The following is a 14,720-nucleotide window of genomic DNA, read 5'->3' on the forward strand; positions in this document are numbered from 1 at the left end:
GAATGCCATCCATCACCCGCCGCGGGGCGATCGCGATCGCCGCGAGCAGCCTCGCCGCCCCTGCCCTGGCCCAGCCCCGCTTCCCGGACCGGCCGATCCGCCTCGTCATCCCCTGGCCGGCGGGCGGCTCGGCCGATGCGCAGCTCCGCTCCATGGGCGAGATCGCCAGCAAGGCGCTCGGCCAGCCGGTGGTGATCGAGAACAAGCCGGGGGCGGGCGGCACGCTCGGGCCGATGACCGTCGCCCAGCAGGCGCGGCCGGATGGCTACACGCTCACGCAGATGCACCTCTCCGTGCTGCGCCGGCCCTGGATGATGAAGACCCCGCTCTGGGACCCGGTGCGGGACTTCACCCACATCATCGGCCTCACCGGCTGGCTCTTCGGCACCGCCGTCAAGGCCGACAGCCGCTTCGCGACCTGGCAGGAGATGATCGCCTATGCCCGGGCCAATCCCGGCAAGCTGACCTATTCGACCAGCGGCACCGGCACGACGAACCACCTGGCGATGGAGACCATGCTGGAGCAGGAGAAGGTGGAGATCACCCACGTCCCCTTCCGCGGCTCCAACGAGGGGGTGACGGCGGCGCTGGCCGGGCAGGTGGACATGGTCTCCGACAGCAGCGCCTGGGCGCCCTTCGTCGAGGCGGGGTCGATGCGGGCCCTCTCGGTCTGGACCGCCGAGCGCGCCGCCCGCTTCCCGACCGTGCCGACGCTGAAGGAGCTGGGCTACGACATGGAGGTGACCTCGCCCTATGGCGTCAGCGGCCCGAAGGGCATGGACGAGGGCGTGGTGCGGGTGCTGCACGATGCCTTCAAGGCCGCGCTCTTCGACCCGGAGAACGAGCGCATCCGCGGCCAGTTCGACATGCCGCTGGTCTACCGCAACACCGCCGACTACCGCGACTTCCTCGCCAAGCGGGTCGAGTACGAGAAGATGATGGTCAAGCGGCTGAACCTCAGCCTCGACGGCTGACCGGGCACAGGGAGGACCGAATGAAGAAGACATCCACCCGCCGCGCCCTTCTCGGCGCGGCGGCCGGCCTGCTCGCGGCCCCGGCGCTTGGCCAGGGGCGCTTTCCCAACCGGCAGATCCGCTGCCTCATCCCCTGGCCGCCGGGCGGCTCGCTCGACGCGCTGCACCGGCAGATGTTCGAGATCGCGGCGAAGGATCTCGGCCAATCGATCATCATCGAGAACATGGCCGGCGCCCGCGGCACCCGCGCCGCGATGTTCCTGATCCAGCAGGCGAAGCCGGATGGCTACACCATCGCCCACCACCACCTTTCGATCCTCCGCCACCCCTTCCTGACGCGGCAGACGACCTGGGATCCGGTCGCGGATTTCACCTACATCATGCAGCTCACCGGCTTCGTCTTCGGCACCGCGGTGCGCGGCGACAGCCCGTGGAAGACGCATGCCGATCTCATGGAGGCCGCCCGCCGCGCCCCCGGCCGCCTGACCTATTCGACCAGCGGCATCGCCACCACCAACCACCTGGCGATGGAGGACATCCTCACCCGCGAGCGGGCGGAGATGACGCATGTGCCGATGCGCGGCAGCCAGGAGGGGGTGACCGCCCTGCTGGGTCGGCAGATCGACATCGTCGCCGACAGCCAGTCCTGGCGCCCGCAGGTGGAGACCGGCGAGTTCCGCCTGCTCGCCGCCTGGACGCCGACGCGGCTGCCGAGCTTCCCCGACGTGCCGACGCTGAAGGAGCTCGGCTACGGGATGAGCGTCACCTCGCCCTATGGCCTGGCCGGGCCGAAGGGGATGGAACTGGAGGTGGTGGACATCCTCCATCGCACGCTGAAGAAGGCCTTCGAGGACGAGGCCAGCCAGGCGATCATGAAGCGCTGGGAGCTGCCGAACGAGTATCTCGGCCCGCGCGAGTATCTCGCCTTCGCCCGCGAGCGGGTGCAGTACGAGCGGGAGACGGTGGCCCGGCTCGGCATCAGCATCGATTGAGCCGGACGCGGCGGGTCAGGCCGCCATCCGCGTCCGCGCCGCGACGAGCCGCGCCACCGGCCCAACTGCCCCGACCGCCGCGAAGGCCGAGGGCGAGGCGCGCAGGACCCAGGCGGCAAGGCCCGCCCAGCGCATCGGCCCGGCGCTGCGGCGGCGCCAGGCGGCGTGGAAGGCTGCCGCCTCCCGCCCGGCCAGGATCGCCTCGGCCGCGGCGAGGCCGGACTGCAGCGCCAGCGCCACGCCCTCCCCGGTGAAGCTCGGGATCACCGCCGCCTGGTCGCCGACGCGAAAGAGCCCGGGCGGCCCGGCGGCGGGCTGGCGGAAGCCATAGGGCACACCCGCGATGGCGAGCGGCCGGTCCCAGAGCGGCGTCGCATCCCGCAGCAGCCGCGCCCCGAGTGCCGATCCCGCCGCCACACGCGCCAGGAGATCGCCCGGCGGCCCCTGCAGCGCGGCGCAGAGATTGGCCCCGCCGCCCGGCAGCGGCTGCAGCCCGGCATAGCCGCCGGCGAAGGGCAGCAGCGCCACGGCATCCGCCATCTCCACCCCCGCCAGGTGCAGCTTGAGGCCGATCGCGGGCGGGGGCGCGCCCTCGCGCGGATGGCCGCGCAGGGCGTGCTTCCCGGTCGCCAGCACCACCTGCCGCGCCTGGATCTCGCCCGAAGGGGTGCGCAGCCGCCACCCCTCCCCCGCCCGCTCGGCGCCGAGCACGGTGACGCCGCGCCGCAGCACCCTCCCCGCCGCCGCCTGCAAGGCCCCGTCCAGCACCAGCCTCGGCAGGGCCCAGGCGGGGAAGGGCAGCGCCACATCCGCCTCCCGCGCGCCATGGGCGATCCGCACCCGCCGCAACGGGATACCGCCGAGCGCCGCCAGGTCGAGGCCGAGCCGGCGCAGGGCCGCCGCCGCATCCGGGCCGAGGAATTCGCCGCAGACGCTCTCCCGCGGGGCCGTGCCGCGCTCCAGCAGCACCACCTCCCGCCCCGCCCGCGTCAAGGCGATGGCCGCCGCGCAGCCCGCCGGCCCGGCGCCGATGACGGCCAGCTCAGGCACGGGCGGAGACGATCCATTTGAAGGGGAAGGCCCAGTCGATCCGGGCCGCGATGCCGGCCTCGGCCACCAGCCTCTCCCAATCGGCGCGGGTGAAGCCGCGGGCGATGGAGACGGTGCTGTCATGCACCACCATCGGATCCATCCGCAGCGCCCGCACCGCGCCCCAGACGAAGCTCCAGGGCAGCCAGTGCCGGTGCAGGTCGGAGATCAGCCAGCCTCGCCGCGCCCGCCCCGGCAGCCAGCGGAGGAAGCGCACCAATTCCGGGTCGCGCAGGTGATGGGTGAAGAGGCTGCACAGCACGACGTCGAAGCGCTCGCTCTCCGGCAGGTCGAAGAGGTCGGCGGTGATGAAGCGCGCCTCGATCCCCGCCGCCGCCGCATAGCGCGCCGCCCAGGGGCTGCGGTCCAGCCCGACGAGTTCCACCGCGACGCCCCGTCGCTCACCCCAGCGCGCGACCGCCGCCAGCATGTCGCCGCCGCCGAAGCCGATATCGAGCACGGAGAGCTGCCGCACCCCCGTCTCCGCCACCAGCCGGTCGAGCCAGCGCAGCGTCGGGCGGTAGGCGAGGCTCATCCGGTTGATGCGGGCGAGATCCCGCAAGGCCGAGGCGAATTCCGCCTCCGTCGCCGCCGCATCGTCCATCCATTCGGCGGCGGCGCTGCGCTCGCGCATCAGGCGATGCGGAAGCGCATGGTCTCGGCCGAGAGGCCGGGGCCGAAGGCCAGCGCGCAGCCGCGCTGCCCGCGCGGCGCTGCCAGCATCCGCTGCAGCACGAACATGACGGTGGCGGAGGACATGTTGCCATGCTCCCGCAGCACCGCCCGGCTGACATCCAGCGCATGCTCCGGCAGGTTCAGCCCGTGGATGACGCCGTCCAGCACGCTCCGCCCGCCCGGATGCACCGCCCAGAGGTCGTAGGCATCCGCCGCCTCGCCGGCGAGGATCGCCGCGGCTTCCTCCGGCAGGGCGCGGGCCAGGGTCAGCGGCACGAAGCCCGAGAGCGTCATGTCGAAGCCGCCATCGCCGATGCGCCAGGTGATCTGGTCGGCGGCCTCCGGGATCAGCGCGGCATGGAAGCCCTCGATGCCGATGCCCTGCGGCTCCGCCGTCACCAGCGCCGCGCTCGCCCCATCGGCGAAGAGCAGGAAGCAAAGGAGCTGCTCGATCTCGCTGCTCGGCTGGAGGTGCAGGGTGCAGAGCTCGAGGTTGATCACCAGCACCCGCGCCCGCGCGTCGCTGCGGACGATATGGTGGGCGAGCTTCAGCGCGTTGATCGCGGCCTGGCAGCCCATGAAGCCGACGATGCTGCGCTCGACATTCCCTGGCAGGCCGAAACGGCGGATCAGCCACTGGTCGAGGCCGGGGGCGGCGAAGCCGGTGCAGGTGGCGAAGACGAGATGGGTGATGCGCGGCCCCTCCTCTTCCAGCCCCATCGCCAGGCAGGCGGCTTCGGCCAGCGCCGGGGCCTCGCGCTCGTAGCGGGCCATGCGGGCGGCGGTGCTGGGGAAGGCGTCGGTCCGGTAGAAGCTGTCGGTAGTCCCGCTGGCATCCGGCTCCGGCTCCAGCACCGAATGCCGCGTCTCGATCTGCGAGCGCTCGGCCAGCCGGGCGAAGGCGGTGCGGATGCGGGGATCGGTGATCTGCCGGTCGGCGAAGCGGCGGAAGGTGTCATGCACCTCATGCCGGGGGACGGCGGTGCCGATGCGGTTGATATAGGCCTGGGTCACGCGTGTCCTGCCCGCCAAGAGCGCGGCCCCTGGCCGCGAGCCTTGCGGATAAGCAGGCCACGGAAGCCATGGCAGGACATGGGGTGGCGGGCTATTGCCGCACCGCCCCGGTCCGGGCATCGACGGTCAATTCGCTGGGGGTGCCCTCCCGCACCGCGCGCAGGCGGATGGCATCGCCGTCGCGGCCGATCTCCGTCACCTCGGCATAACCGCGGGCCCGCAGCAGTTCCCGCGCCTGACCCTCGGTCAGCGGCGGCTGCTCGCGCGGCAGGCCGGTCGCGGCATCGATGCGGAGATTCTCGACCGGCTCGCCATAGCGCATGGACCGGGCGATGCGGAATGTATCCCCATCCCGCTCCACCCCCTCAAGGTCGGTGAAGCCGCGGGCGCGCAGCACGGTCGCGAGCTGGTCCGGGGTCAGGACGGCCGCCTGCTGCGCCAGGGCCGGGCCGGCGAGCATCAGCAGGAGGGCGAGCAGGGCGGGGCGAAGGGCGTAGGGCATCGGCCGCCTTAACCGCCCGGGGGCGGAAAGGTTCATCCGGGGCCTGTTGGACCTTGCATTGTCACGTTTCGGAACATATAATGAACATGACCGCCGCCATGGATCTACGCCGCAAGCTCGAAATCCTCGCCGATGCGGCGAAATACGATGCCTCCTGTGCCTCCTCGGGGACGGACAAGCGGGACAGCCAGCAGGGCGGGATCGGCAGCACCGAGGGCATGGGCATCTGCCATGCCTATGCGCCGGACGGGCGCTGCATCTCGCTGCTCAAGGTGCTGCTGACCAATGCCTGCATCTATGACTGCGCTTATTGCATCAACCGCGCCACCAGCAACGTCCCCCGCGCCCGCTTCACGGTGCGGGAACTGGTGGACCTGACCCTCGACTTCTACCGGCGGAACTATATCGAGGGGCTCTTCCTCTCCTCCGGCATCATCCGCTCGCCCGACTACACGATGGAGCGGCTGGTCGAGGTCGCGCGCCTCCTGCGGGAGGAGCATGGCTTCCGCGGCTACATCCACCTGAAGACCATCCCCGACGCCGCGCCCGAATTGCTGGCCGAGGCGGGGCGGCATGCCGACCGGCTCTCGATCAATGTCGAGCTGCCGCAGGAGGATTCGCTCCGCGCCCTCGCCCCGGAGAAGGATTTGTCCGAAATCCGCCGAAGCATGGCTCGCATGCGGCTGCGGATGGAGGAAGCGAAGGAGGCGCGGCAGACTGCCCGCCGGGCCGCCCCGCCACGCTTCGCCCCGGCGGGGCAGAGCACGCAGATGATCATCGGCGCGGATGCCTCGGACGACCGGGCGGTGCTCGGGACGACGGCCAATCTCTATGGCAGCTACGGGCTCAAGCGGGTCTATTTCTCCGCCTATTCGCCCATCCCCGATGCCTCCCGCCTGCTGCCGCCGGAGGCGCCGCCGCTGGTGCGGGAGCACCGGCTGTACCAGGCGGACTGGCTGCTGCGCTTCTACGGCTTCTCGCTGGAGGAGATTATGGCCGGCGGCGAGGGCGGCATGCTCGACCTCGGCATCGACCCGAAGCTGGCCTGGGCGCTGCGGCACCGGGGCGACTTCCCTGTCGACGTGAACCGGGCGCCGCGGGAGCGGCTGCTGCGCGTCCCCGGACTCGGGGCGAAGACGGTGGACCGGCTGCTGGCGGCACGCCGCCACCGGGCGATCCGGAGCGAGGATCTGGCACGGCTCCGCCTGCCGCTCTCGAAGCTGCTGCCCTTCCTGGTCACCGCCGACCACCGGCCGCGGGTGACGGACCGGCTCGACCTCCGCGCCCTGGTCGCACCGCGCACCGGCTTCGCCCGCCCGGTGCAGATGAGCCTGCTGTGATCGGCATCGCCCTCCCCGGCCCCGCCGACTTCCCGGCCTGGCGGGAGGCGGCGCGGCGGCTGCTCGCGGCCGAGGTGGTGCCGGAGCGCGTTGCCTGGCACCTCGCCGGCGAGGCCGCCGGGCTCTTCGCCGATGAGGCGGTGCCGGAGCCGCGGCGGGCGGGCCTCACCGTGCCGCGTGCTTTCCCGGAGCTGGCGGAGGTGGTCATCCGCCACCGCGACCCGGAGCGCTTCGCCCTGCTCTACCGCCTGCTCTGGCGCCTGACCCATGGCGAGCATGGGCTGCTGGAGGTGGCGACGGACCCGGAGGTGATCCGCGCCCAATCCATGGCCAAGGCGGTGCGGCGCGACGCCCACAAGATGCATGCCTTCGTCCGCTTCCGCGAGGCGCCCGGCCCCCGCTATGTCGCCTGGTTCGAGCCTGACCACCATATCCTGGAAGCCGAGGCGGGCTTTTTCCTCCGCCGCTTCGCCGGGATGCACTGGTCCATCCTGACGCCCGAGGCGAGCGCGCATTGGGATGGGGAGGAGTTGCGGATGGGCCCCGGCGGCCGCCGCGCCGATGCCCCGGCCGAGGATGCCAAGGAGGAGCTCTGGCGGGCCTATTTTGCCAGCATCTTCAACCCGGCCCGCCTGAAGCCGGCCGCCATGCGGGCCGAGATGCCGGTGAAATACTGGCGCAACCTGCCCGAGGCGCAGGACATCCCCCGGCTGATGGCCGAGGCCCCACGGCGCGTCGCCGAGATGGTCGCCCGCGGCGCCACCCCGCCCGCGCCGCGGCGGCAACGCGCCCTGGCCGCCAGCGTTGAGGCGCCCATGCCAGCCGATCTCTTCACCCAGGACCCCGCCGCGGCACTCGCCGCCCTCCGCGCCGAGGTGCTGGCCGATCGCGGGCCACTGGCCGAGCACGCCACCCAGGCCGTCTTCGGCGAGGGGCCGATCGGCGCCGCGCTCCTCTTCGTCGGCGAGCAGCCGGGCGATGAGGAGGATATCGCCGGGAAGCCCTTCGTCGGCCCGGCCGGGCGGATGTTCAACCGGGCGCTGGAGGAGGCGGGCATCCCCCGCGCCGAGGCCTATGTCACCAACGCGGTGAAGCATTTCAAATTCAAGCCGACGGGCCGGCGGCGGCTGCACCAGTCGCCGGATGCCGGTGACATCGCGCATTACCGCCCCTTCCTGCGGCGGGAGATCGAGATCGTCGGGCCGCGGCTGGTGGTCTCGCTCGGCGCCACGGCGCTCAGGGCACTGACCGGCAAGCCGCTCGCCATCACCAAGGTGCGGGGCGAGGTGGTGCGGAGCGAGGACGGGGTGCCGGTGCTGCCGACCGTCCACCCCTCCTACCTGCTCCGCCTGCCTGACCCGGAGAGCAAGGAGCGGGAATATGCCCGCTTCCTCGGCGACCTGAAGAGCGCTTGGCGCGAGGTGCAATAGGCGGGGCCCGACCAGCGCGCGAAGGGTTTCCTTGCCCCGGCCCGCCTGAGGCCGGAGACTGGCTGCTCGTTCCAGTCCCGGACCCCGCATGAGCAGCAACGCCCCGCGCCATATCCGCCTCACCTCGCATCCCGAACCACAGGCGCATCGCTGGCCTCTGCGCTGGGGGGCGGCGGGGCCAGCGGAGCGCGGCCCGGTCATCGGCTCCGTCACCCGCCCCTCCGACCGCAACGTGATCGGCACCCATGGCGGGTCCTATTCGCTCTACCGGGCGCTCGCCGTCTCGGCCGGCGCGCTCTCGCCGCTGCAGCGGCCGGACCTTGCCAATACCCATCCGGTGACGGAGATCGGGCCCTATCCGCAATGGACGGAGCCGGGGAAGATCGTCTCGCTCGACCCCTGGGGCCATGTCACCGGCGAGGCCTTCGGCCAGGCGATCGGCGAGGGCATCGATATCCGCCCGACCATCGCCATCACCCGCGCCCGGCTCAACATGGCGGAGCTGAACGCGTTGGTCGGCCAGGGTGAGCTGGCGCCGGACGGGCAGGTGCTGCACGGCAATGGCGATGTCTCCGTCACCAAGGCGGCGATCGACCCGGTCTGGTGGCTGCCGGGGATTGCCGAGCGCTTCGGCGTCGCCGAGCACGACCTCCGCCGCACCCTCTTCGAGCAGACGGGCGGGATGTATCCGGAGCTGGTGACGCGGCCCGACCTCTCGGTCTTCCTTCCGCCCATCGGCGGGATCACCGCCTATATCTTCGGCGACCCGCGGGCGCTGGCCGACCGCCATACCCGCCTCGCCTGCCGGGTGCATGACGAGTGCAACGGCTCCGACGTCTTCGGCTCCGACATCTGCACCTGCCGGCCCTATCTGATCCAGGGGATCGAGGAGGGCATCCGCGCGGCGCAGGGGGGTGGCGTCGGCCTCGTCGTCTACAACAGGAAGGAAGGGCGGGCGCTCGGCGAGGTGACGAAATTCCTCGTCTACAATGCCCGCAAGCGGCAGGAGGGCGGCGACCAGGCCGCCACCTATTTCGAGCGGACGGAATGCGTCGCGGGCGTTCAGGATGCGCGCTTCCAGCAGCTGATGCCGGATGTGCTGCATTGGCTCGGCGTGACGCGCATCCACCGCCTGATCTCGATGTCCAACTTGAAATACGACGCCATGGTGGAGCAGGGCATCGAGGTGCTGGAGCGCGTGCCGATCCCTCCCGACCGCATCCCGCCCGATGCGGCGGTCGAGATGGAGGCGAAGAAGGCCGCCGGCTACTTCGCCCCCGAGGCGCCGAGCCCCGCCGACCTCGCCCGCACCGTCGGCCGGCCGCTGGAGAGCATGTGAGCGCGTCCGATCGGCCGAGCCCTGGTGAGGTCGTGAATCGGCCGCGTCCTTCCCTGGATCTGCTGACGCCGGAGGCGGTGCGTGAGCGCTGCGGGGCGCTGTTCGCCCATGCGCAGCAGGGCAGGCTCGAAGGCTGGCAGCTCGACCTCGACCGCCTGCCCGCCACGGCCGACCTCGTCGCGCAGGTGGTGCGGGAGAACTACCCGGACCTTGCCGTGCCCTTCCATGCACGCTGGCGCCATTTCGCTGTGGGTGGCGTGGACCGCTGGGCCGCCCTCCCCGCCCGCGACCCGCGGATGGCCTTCGACCTCGCCATCACCTCGGTCCTGCTCGATGCCGGCGCCGGCATGGGCTGGCGCTACCGCGAGGCGGAGACCGGCCAGGTCTTTGCCCGCTCCGAAGGCCTCGCCGTCGCCAGCTTCCGGATGTTCACCGGCGGTGCCTTCGCCGCGGATGGCCGCAGCCCCCGGGCCGACGCCGCCCGCCTCGCAACCCTGACGGAAGCGGACCTCGCCGCTGGCTTCCAGGCCGGGCCGGACAATCCGCTGATCGGCCTCGAGGGCCGCGCCGCCCTGCTCCGCCGCCTGGGCGAGGCCGTGCCCGGCCGGCCCGGGGCGCTGTTCGATCATCTCGCCGCGCAGGCGGAAGGCGGCACGCTGCCGGCGCGGGCAATCCTCATCGCCCTGCTGCACCATCTCGGTCCCGTCTGGCCGAATGGCCCCGATATCTGGCCGCATCCCGGCATCACCGCGCCGGACGGGTTCGTGCCCTTCCACAAGCTCTCGCAATGGCTCGCCTATTCGCTGATCGAACCGATCGAGGAGTCCGGCATCCGCGTCACCGATATCGATGCGCTCACCGGCCTGCCGGAATACCGCAATGGCGGCCTCTTCCTCGACCTGGGCGTCATCCGCCTCATGGACCCGGCGGATGCCGGACGCGAGCATGCCCCGGGCAGCCCGCTGATCGTCGGCTGGCGGGCGCTGACCGTCGCGCTGCTCGACCGGATTGCACCGCTGGTGCGGAAGCGCCTGGGCGTCACGGCGGAGGCCTTCCCCCTCGCCCGCGTGCTGGAAGGCGGCACCTGGTGGGCCGGCCGGCGCCTCGCCGCCGAGCGCCGCGCCGATGGCGGCCCGCCGCTCCGCATCGCCAGCGATGGCACCCTGTTCTGAAAGGCCCGCGCATGAGGCAAGTCCATGTCGTCCGCCATCCGCTGGTGCAGCACAAGCTCTCGCTGATGCGCAGCGCCGAGCGCTCCACCCAGGGCTTCCGCCGCCTGCTGAACGAGATCGGCATGCTGCTGGCCTATGAGGTGACGCGCGACCTGCCGCTGGAGGAAGTCGAGATCGAGACGCCCCTGGCGCGGATGAAGACGCCGATCCTGTCGGGCAAGAAGCTGGTCTTCGCCCCGATTCTCCGGGCCGGAATGGGCTTCGTGGATGGGATGCTCGACCTCGTCCCCTCGGCCCGCATCGCGCATATCGGCCTCTATCGGGACCCGAAGACGCTCCAGGCCGTGGAATATTACTTCAAGGCCCCGCCCGACGTGGCCGAGCGCCTGGTCGTGGTGCTCGACCCGATGCTCGCCACCGCCAACAGCGCCGTCGCCGCCATCGACCGGCTGAAGGAACGCGGCTGCCAGGAGTTGCGCCTGGTCTGCCTGCTCGCCGCGCCGGAAGGGATCGAGCGCTTCCACGGCGCCCATCCCGAGGTGCCGATCTGGACCGCGGCCATCGACAGCCATCTCGATAGCCATGGCTATATCGTTCCTGGCCTCGGCGATGCCGGGGACCGGATGTTCGGGACGCGCTGACGCCCGAAAAACCGGTTGTCTGGACCTTTTTCTCGCATCTGTTATAGCTGGTTGTTAACTATCGCACACCGAACCCGCTGCAACCTGTCCAGCATGGAGAGCATGTCCCGCCGCCCGAAACCCTCCCGTCGCGACCGGCAATGCGCCGCCCTTCCCTACCGGCAGAATGGCCGGGAGACGGAGGTGCTGTTGGTCACGAGCCGGGAGACGCGGCGCTGGGTGCTGCCCAAGGGCTGGACCGAAGCCTGCGGCGCCGCCCGGCAGGCTGCGCGCGAGGCCTTCGAGGAGGCCGGTATCCGCGGCCGCATCGACCCCGAGCCGATCGGTGCCTATGCCTATCCGAAGCGGCTGCGCGACGGCGCCACGGTCACTTGCCAGGTCGAGGTCTTTCCCCTCGCGGTCGAGGAGATGCTGGAGGACTGGCCGGAGCGGGCGGAGCGCGAGCGCCGCTGGTTCAGCCTGCCCCAGGCCGCCGCGGCGGTGGAGGAAGGCGAGCTCGGCACCCTGATGCTGCGCCTGGCCGCGACCGGGCGCTGAGCCTCCGCCTCAGTCCAGCCGGACATCCGCGGCGCGCGCGATGGCCTGGAATTTCGCCAGCTCGCTGCGGATGAAGCCGGCGAATTCCTGGGGGCCGAGCGGCGCGGCGGTCGCGCCCAGATCGGCGATGCGCGCCGTGACCGCAGGGCTGGCGAGCACCGCCAGCGCCTCCCGCCCCAGCCGGTCCAGCACCGGCCCAGGCGTGCCGGCCGGCGCGACCAGCCCGGCCCAGCCCTCGACCGAGAAGCCCGGCAGGTTGGCGGCCTCCGCGACCGTCGGGAGATCGGGCAGCTGCGGCATCCGCCGCGCCGAGGTGACGCCGAGCGCGCGCACCCGTCCCGCCTGGATATGCGGCAGGGCGGAGGCGAGGCTGTCGAACATCAGCTTCACATTGCCCGCGATGAGGTCGGCCATGGCCGGGGCCGAGCCGCGATAGGGGATGTGGTTCAGCTGGATGCCGGCCTGCTGGCAGAAGGCCTCCGCCGCCAGATGCAGCGAGCTTCCCGGCCCGCCCGAGGCATAGTCCAGCGCCTTCGGCCGGGCCTTCGCCTGCGCGATCAGCTCGGGCAGGGAGGCGATGCCGGAGCCGGGATGCACCACCGCGATCAGCGGCGTGGTGAAGACCAGGGCGACCGGGGCGAAGTCCCGCTGCACGTCATAGGGCAGGCGCGACATGACGGCCGGATTGATGCTGAGCGGCCCGGAACTCGCCATCCCCAGCGTGTAGCCATCCGGCGCCGCCTTGGCGATCATCTCCATGCCCGGGATGCCGGCGCCGCCGCTGCGGTTGTCGACGACGAAAGGCTGGCCGAGCCGCCCCGCCAGCTCATCGCCCATGATCCGGGCCATGATGTCGGTCGCCTGGCCCGGCGGGAAGGGCACGATGACCCGCACCGACCGCGTCGGCCAGGCCGGTTGCGCCCGGGCGAGGCTGGGCAGCAGGGCGGCGGCGAGGACGGATCGGCGGCGCATGGCCGGATGGTTCCAGAGGTGGCCCGGCTTGTCCATCGCCGCCCGGCCCGTGCCAGGATGCCGGTATGCGATTCCCTCGACGCGGCCTCCTCGCCCTGCCCTTCCTCTCCACCCTGGCCCGGGCGCAGGAAGGGCCGCCGCCGCCCATCCTTTTCCTGCACGGCAATGGCGATCATGCCGCGCTGTGGCAGACCACGCTCTGGCGCTTCGAGAGCAATGGCTGGCCGCGCGCCCGGCTGCGGGCGGTGAATTTCCCCGATCCGCTGGCGCGCGACGACGATGCGGTGCCGCAGCCGGGCCGCAGCAGCAGCGTCGAGCAGACCGAGCGGCTGGCCGCCTTCATCCGCGACCTCCGGGCCGAGACCGGCGCGTCGCGGGTGGCGCTGGCCGGCAATAGCCGCGGCGGCAACCCGATCCGCGACTTCGTCGTGCAGCAGGGTGGCGCCTCGCAGGTTTCCCATGCCGTGCTCTGCGGCACGCCGAACCGCGGCGTCATGGACTGGCCGGAGCGCGCCGGCAGCGAGTTCAACAGCCGCGGTCCCTTCCTCAGCCGACTGAATGCCGGGCCCGCCGACGTGGTGCCGGAGACCAGTTTTCTCACCCTCCGCAGCGATGCCAACGACCTCTATGCCCAGCCGCGCGCGGTCTGGTCGCCGACACCGGATCGGCCGACCGGCACGGATGTCGATGGGCCGGCACTGCGCGGCGCGACCAATCTCGTGCTGCCCGGCCTCGACCACCGCGAGACCGCCTACCACCCGCGCGCCTTCGCCGAGATGTATCGCTTCATCGCCAGCCGGGCCCCGGCGCGGCTGGCGGTGCTGCCTGAGGCGCGGCCGGTGCTGGACGGGCTGGTGACCGGCACGCCGGGCGGGGTGCAGAGCAACCGGCCGGTGGAGGGCGCCACCGTCGAGCTCTTCCGCACCGATCCCGAGACCGGTGCCCGGATCGGCGAGGCCCTCCTGCGCCGCACCACCGGTGCCAAGGGACGCTGGGGCCCGGTCGCGGTCGAGTCCGGCTGGACGCTGGAATTCGTGGTGGCGGCGCCGGGCCATCCGGTGACGCATATCTACCGCTCGCCCTTCCCACGCTCCTCCGATGTGGTGCATCTGCGCCCGGCCCGGCCGCTGATGGAGGCCGACCGCGCCGCCGGCGGCGTGCTGCTCTTCACCCGGCCGCGCGGCTATTTCAGCCTGCCGCGCGACACCATCCTGCTCGACGGCGGGGTGCCCGGCGATGTGCCGCAGGGCATCGCCCGCAGCGCGACGGCGACGCTTCGCCTGCCGGCCGGCGAGCTCGGCCGCCCGATCCCGGCACTGTTCAACGAGGAACGGCTGGTCGCCCGCGCCTGGCCGGCCGCGGAGGGGCGGATCGCGGTGGCGGAGCTGACCTGGTAGCCGGCCCGCTTGCATTTGATGGCGAACGTCATTATTAACCTGGGCGGCAGGAGGACGGGATGCGCGTCAGCAAGGCACAGGCGGCGGAAAACAGGGCGCGGATCCTGGCCGAAACCTCCCGGCTGATCCGCGAGGGCGGCATCGCCGGCACCGGCGTCGATGCCCTCAGCCGCGCCGCCGGCCTCACCCATGGCAGCCTCTACAGCCAGTTCGGCTCCAAGGAGGCGCTGATGGCGGAGGCGCTGACCGAGGCGACGCGGCGCAGCGAAGAAACCGTGGCGCCCAACCTTCCCCCGGGCGGCGGCATCGCCGCCATGGTCGAGCGCTACCTCTCGCCGCGCCACCGGGACCAGCCGGGCTCCGGCTGCGCCCTCGCCGCGATCGGCGCCGAGGCGGCGCGCCAGGGCGGGCCGGTCCGCCGCGCCTTCACCGAAGGCATGCAGAAACTCGCCGGGCGGCTTCGGGTCGCGCTGGAAGGCCGCAGCCGGGCGCCCGAGGACGAGGCGCTCGCCGCCGCCTCCACTCTGGTCGGAGCGCTGATCCTGGCGCGTGCGGTCGATGACCCGGACCTGTCCGACCGCATCCTGGCAGCGGCGCGGCGTCAGCTCACGGCCGGGGAAGCCGGCGCGAATTCCGACTGAGGATT

The 14,720-nt window shown here is 72.1% G+C and carries 15 protein-coding genes; 10 read left to right on the top strand and 5 right to left on the bottom strand.

Annotated features, from left to right (window positions below):
* Nucleotides 1-2: 2 nt before the first annotated feature.
* Together JMJ55_RS11675 and JMJ55_RS11680 are read left to right on the top strand one after the other, a co-directional pair.
* Nucleotides 3-974 (top strand): tripartite tricarboxylate transporter substrate binding protein, encoded by a 972-nt coding sequence (locus JMJ55_RS11675; protein ID WP_202825732.1) that lies wholly within the window; start codon nt 3-5, stop codon nt 972-974.
* Nucleotides 975-994: 20 nt separating this feature from the next.
* Nucleotides 995-1,966 carry a tripartite tricarboxylate transporter substrate binding protein gene (locus tag JMJ55_RS11680; protein ID WP_202825733.1) on the top strand — a complete coding sequence of 324 codons (972 nt, stop codon included), beginning with the start codon at nt 995-997 and terminating at the stop codon, nt 1,964-1,966.
* Nucleotides 1,967-1,981: 15 nt separating this feature from the next.
* Here the strand turns inward: JMJ55_RS11680 and JMJ55_RS11685 are convergent, their stop codons facing one another.
* From JMJ55_RS11685 to JMJ55_RS11700, 4 genes are all read right to left on the bottom strand, one after another.
* Complete coding sequence (locus tag JMJ55_RS11685) at nt 1,982-3,016, bottom strand: NAD(P)/FAD-dependent oxidoreductase (protein WP_202825734.1); 1,035 nt, start codon at nt 3,014-3,016, stop codon at nt 1,982-1,984.
* Complete coding sequence (locus tag JMJ55_RS11690; protein ID WP_202825735.1) at nt 3,009-3,689, bottom strand: methyltransferase domain-containing protein; 681 nt, start codon at nt 3,687-3,689, stop codon at nt 3,009-3,011. Before JMJ55_RS11690 ends, JMJ55_RS11685 begins: the two co-directional genes overlap by 8 nt.
* A complete protein-coding gene (locus JMJ55_RS11695; RefSeq protein WP_202825736.1) occupies nt 3,689-4,744 on the bottom strand; it encodes a type III polyketide synthase in 1,056 nt (351 codons plus the stop codon). Before JMJ55_RS11695 ends, JMJ55_RS11690 begins: the two co-directional genes overlap by 1 nt.
* Before the next feature lie 91 nt (nt 4,745-4,835).
* Nucleotides 4,836-5,246: a hypothetical protein gene (locus JMJ55_RS11700; protein WP_202825737.1), complete on the bottom strand. Its 411-nt coding sequence runs from the start codon at nt 5,244-5,246 to the stop codon at nt 4,836-4,838.
* An 86-nt stretch (nt 5,247-5,332) separates the two neighbouring features.
* On the opposite strand from JMJ55_RS11700, the gene JMJ55_RS11705 reads away from it, so the two are divergent.
* The 6 genes from JMJ55_RS11705 (at nt 5,333) to JMJ55_RS11730 (ending at nt 11,705) form a co-directional block, all read left to right on the top strand.
* Complete coding sequence (locus JMJ55_RS11705) at nt 5,333-6,586, top strand: putative DNA modification/repair radical SAM protein (protein ID WP_202826061.1); 1,254 nt, start codon at nt 5,333-5,335, stop codon at nt 6,584-6,586.
* Nucleotides 6,583-8,016 carry a UdgX family uracil-DNA binding protein gene (locus JMJ55_RS31910; protein ID WP_202825738.1) on the top strand — a complete coding sequence of 478 codons (1,434 nt, stop codon included), beginning with the start codon at nt 6,583-6,585 and terminating at the stop codon, nt 8,014-8,016. The genes JMJ55_RS11705 and JMJ55_RS31910 overlap by 4 nt, the downstream gene beginning before the upstream one ends.
* A gap of 88 nt (nt 8,017-8,104) precedes the next feature.
* Complete coding sequence (locus JMJ55_RS11715) at nt 8,105-9,355, top strand: GTP cyclohydrolase II (RefSeq protein ID WP_202825739.1); 1,251 nt, start codon at nt 8,105-8,107, stop codon at nt 9,353-9,355.
* On the top strand, nt 9,352-10,527 hold the full coding sequence (locus JMJ55_RS11720) for a URC4/urg3 family protein (protein WP_328702612.1): 1,176 nt from the start codon (nt 9,352-9,354) through the stop codon (nt 10,525-10,527). Before JMJ55_RS11715 ends, JMJ55_RS11720 begins: the two co-directional genes overlap by 4 nt.
* An 11-nt stretch (nt 10,528-10,538) precedes the next feature.
* A complete protein-coding gene (upp, locus tag JMJ55_RS11725) occupies nt 10,539-11,168 on the top strand; it encodes a uracil phosphoribosyltransferase (RefSeq protein WP_202825740.1) in 630 nt (209 codons plus the stop codon).
* Nucleotides 11,169-11,270: 102 nt separating this feature from the next.
* Entirely contained in the window at nt 11,271-11,705 is a 435-nt protein-coding gene (locus tag JMJ55_RS11730; protein ID WP_202825741.1) for an NUDIX hydrolase, read from the top strand.
* Nucleotides 11,706-11,714: 9 nt separating this feature from the next.
* On the opposite strand, the gene JMJ55_RS11735 is transcribed toward JMJ55_RS11730, so the two are convergent.
* Nucleotides 11,715-12,677: a Bug family tripartite tricarboxylate transporter substrate binding protein gene (locus tag JMJ55_RS11735; protein ID WP_202825742.1), complete on the bottom strand. Its 963-nt coding sequence runs from the start codon at nt 12,675-12,677 to the stop codon at nt 11,715-11,717.
* A gap of 65 nt (nt 12,678-12,742) precedes the next feature.
* On the opposite strand from JMJ55_RS11735, the gene JMJ55_RS11740 reads away from it, so the two are divergent.
* Together JMJ55_RS11740 and JMJ55_RS11745 are read left to right on the top strand one after the other, a co-directional pair.
* The gene (locus tag JMJ55_RS11740) at nt 12,743-14,074 is read left to right on the top strand and encodes a hydrolase (RefSeq protein WP_202825743.1); all 1,332 of its coding nucleotides are present in this window, start codon (nt 12,743-12,745) and stop codon (nt 14,072-14,074) included.
* A 59-nt stretch (nt 14,075-14,133) separates the two neighbouring features.
* Nucleotides 14,134-14,715, top strand: a complete 582-nt coding sequence (locus JMJ55_RS11745) for a TetR/AcrR family transcriptional regulator (RefSeq protein ID WP_202825744.1) — start codon at nt 14,134-14,136, stop codon at nt 14,713-14,715.
* Nucleotides 14,716-14,720 lie beyond the last annotated feature (5 nt).

The sequence above is a fragment of the Belnapia mucosa genome (genome assembly GCF_016775475.1).
Classification (GTDB): domain Bacteria; phylum Pseudomonadota; class Alphaproteobacteria; order Acetobacterales; family Acetobacteraceae; genus Belnapia; species Belnapia mucosa.

What these genes read in the sequence shown, in the direction of transcription:
- JMJ55_RS11675 (WP_202825732.1), top strand. Translation starts at nt 3, where the DNA reads ATGCCATCCATCACCCGCCGCGGGGCGATCGCGATCGCCGCGAGCAGC.
- JMJ55_RS11705 (WP_202826061.1), top strand. Translation starts at nt 5,333, where the DNA reads ATGACCGCCGCCATGGATCTACGCCGCAAGCTCGAAATCCTCGCCGAT.
- JMJ55_RS11735 (WP_202825742.1), bottom strand. Translation starts at nt 12,677, where the DNA reads ATGCGCCGCCGATCCGTCCTCGCCGCCGCCCTGCTGCCCAGCCTCGCC.
- JMJ55_RS11730 (WP_202825741.1), top strand. Translation starts at nt 11,271, where the DNA reads ATGTCCCGCCGCCCGAAACCCTCCCGTCGCGACCGGCAATGCGCCGCC.
- JMJ55_RS11745 (WP_202825744.1), top strand. Translation starts at nt 14,134, where the DNA reads ATGCGCGTCAGCAAGGCACAGGCGGCGGAAAACAGGGCGCGGATCCTG.
- upp (WP_202825740.1), top strand. Translation starts at nt 10,539, where the DNA reads ATGAGGCAAGTCCATGTCGTCCGCCATCCGCTGGTGCAGCACAAGCTC.
- JMJ55_RS11715 (WP_202825739.1), top strand. Translation starts at nt 8,105, where the DNA reads ATGAGCAGCAACGCCCCGCGCCATATCCGCCTCACCTCGCATCCCGAA.
- JMJ55_RS11690 (WP_202825735.1), bottom strand. Translation starts at nt 3,689, where the DNA reads ATGCGCGAGCGCAGCGCCGCCGCCGAATGGATGGACGATGCGGCGGCG.
- JMJ55_RS11680 (WP_202825733.1), top strand. Translation starts at nt 995, where the DNA reads ATGAAGAAGACATCCACCCGCCGCGCCCTTCTCGGCGCGGCGGCCGGC.
- JMJ55_RS11700 (WP_202825737.1), bottom strand. Translation starts at nt 5,246, where the DNA reads ATGCCCTACGCCCTTCGCCCCGCCCTGCTCGCCCTCCTGCTGATGCTC.
- JMJ55_RS11740 (WP_202825743.1), top strand. Translation starts at nt 12,743, where the DNA reads ATGCGATTCCCTCGACGCGGCCTCCTCGCCCTGCCCTTCCTCTCCACC.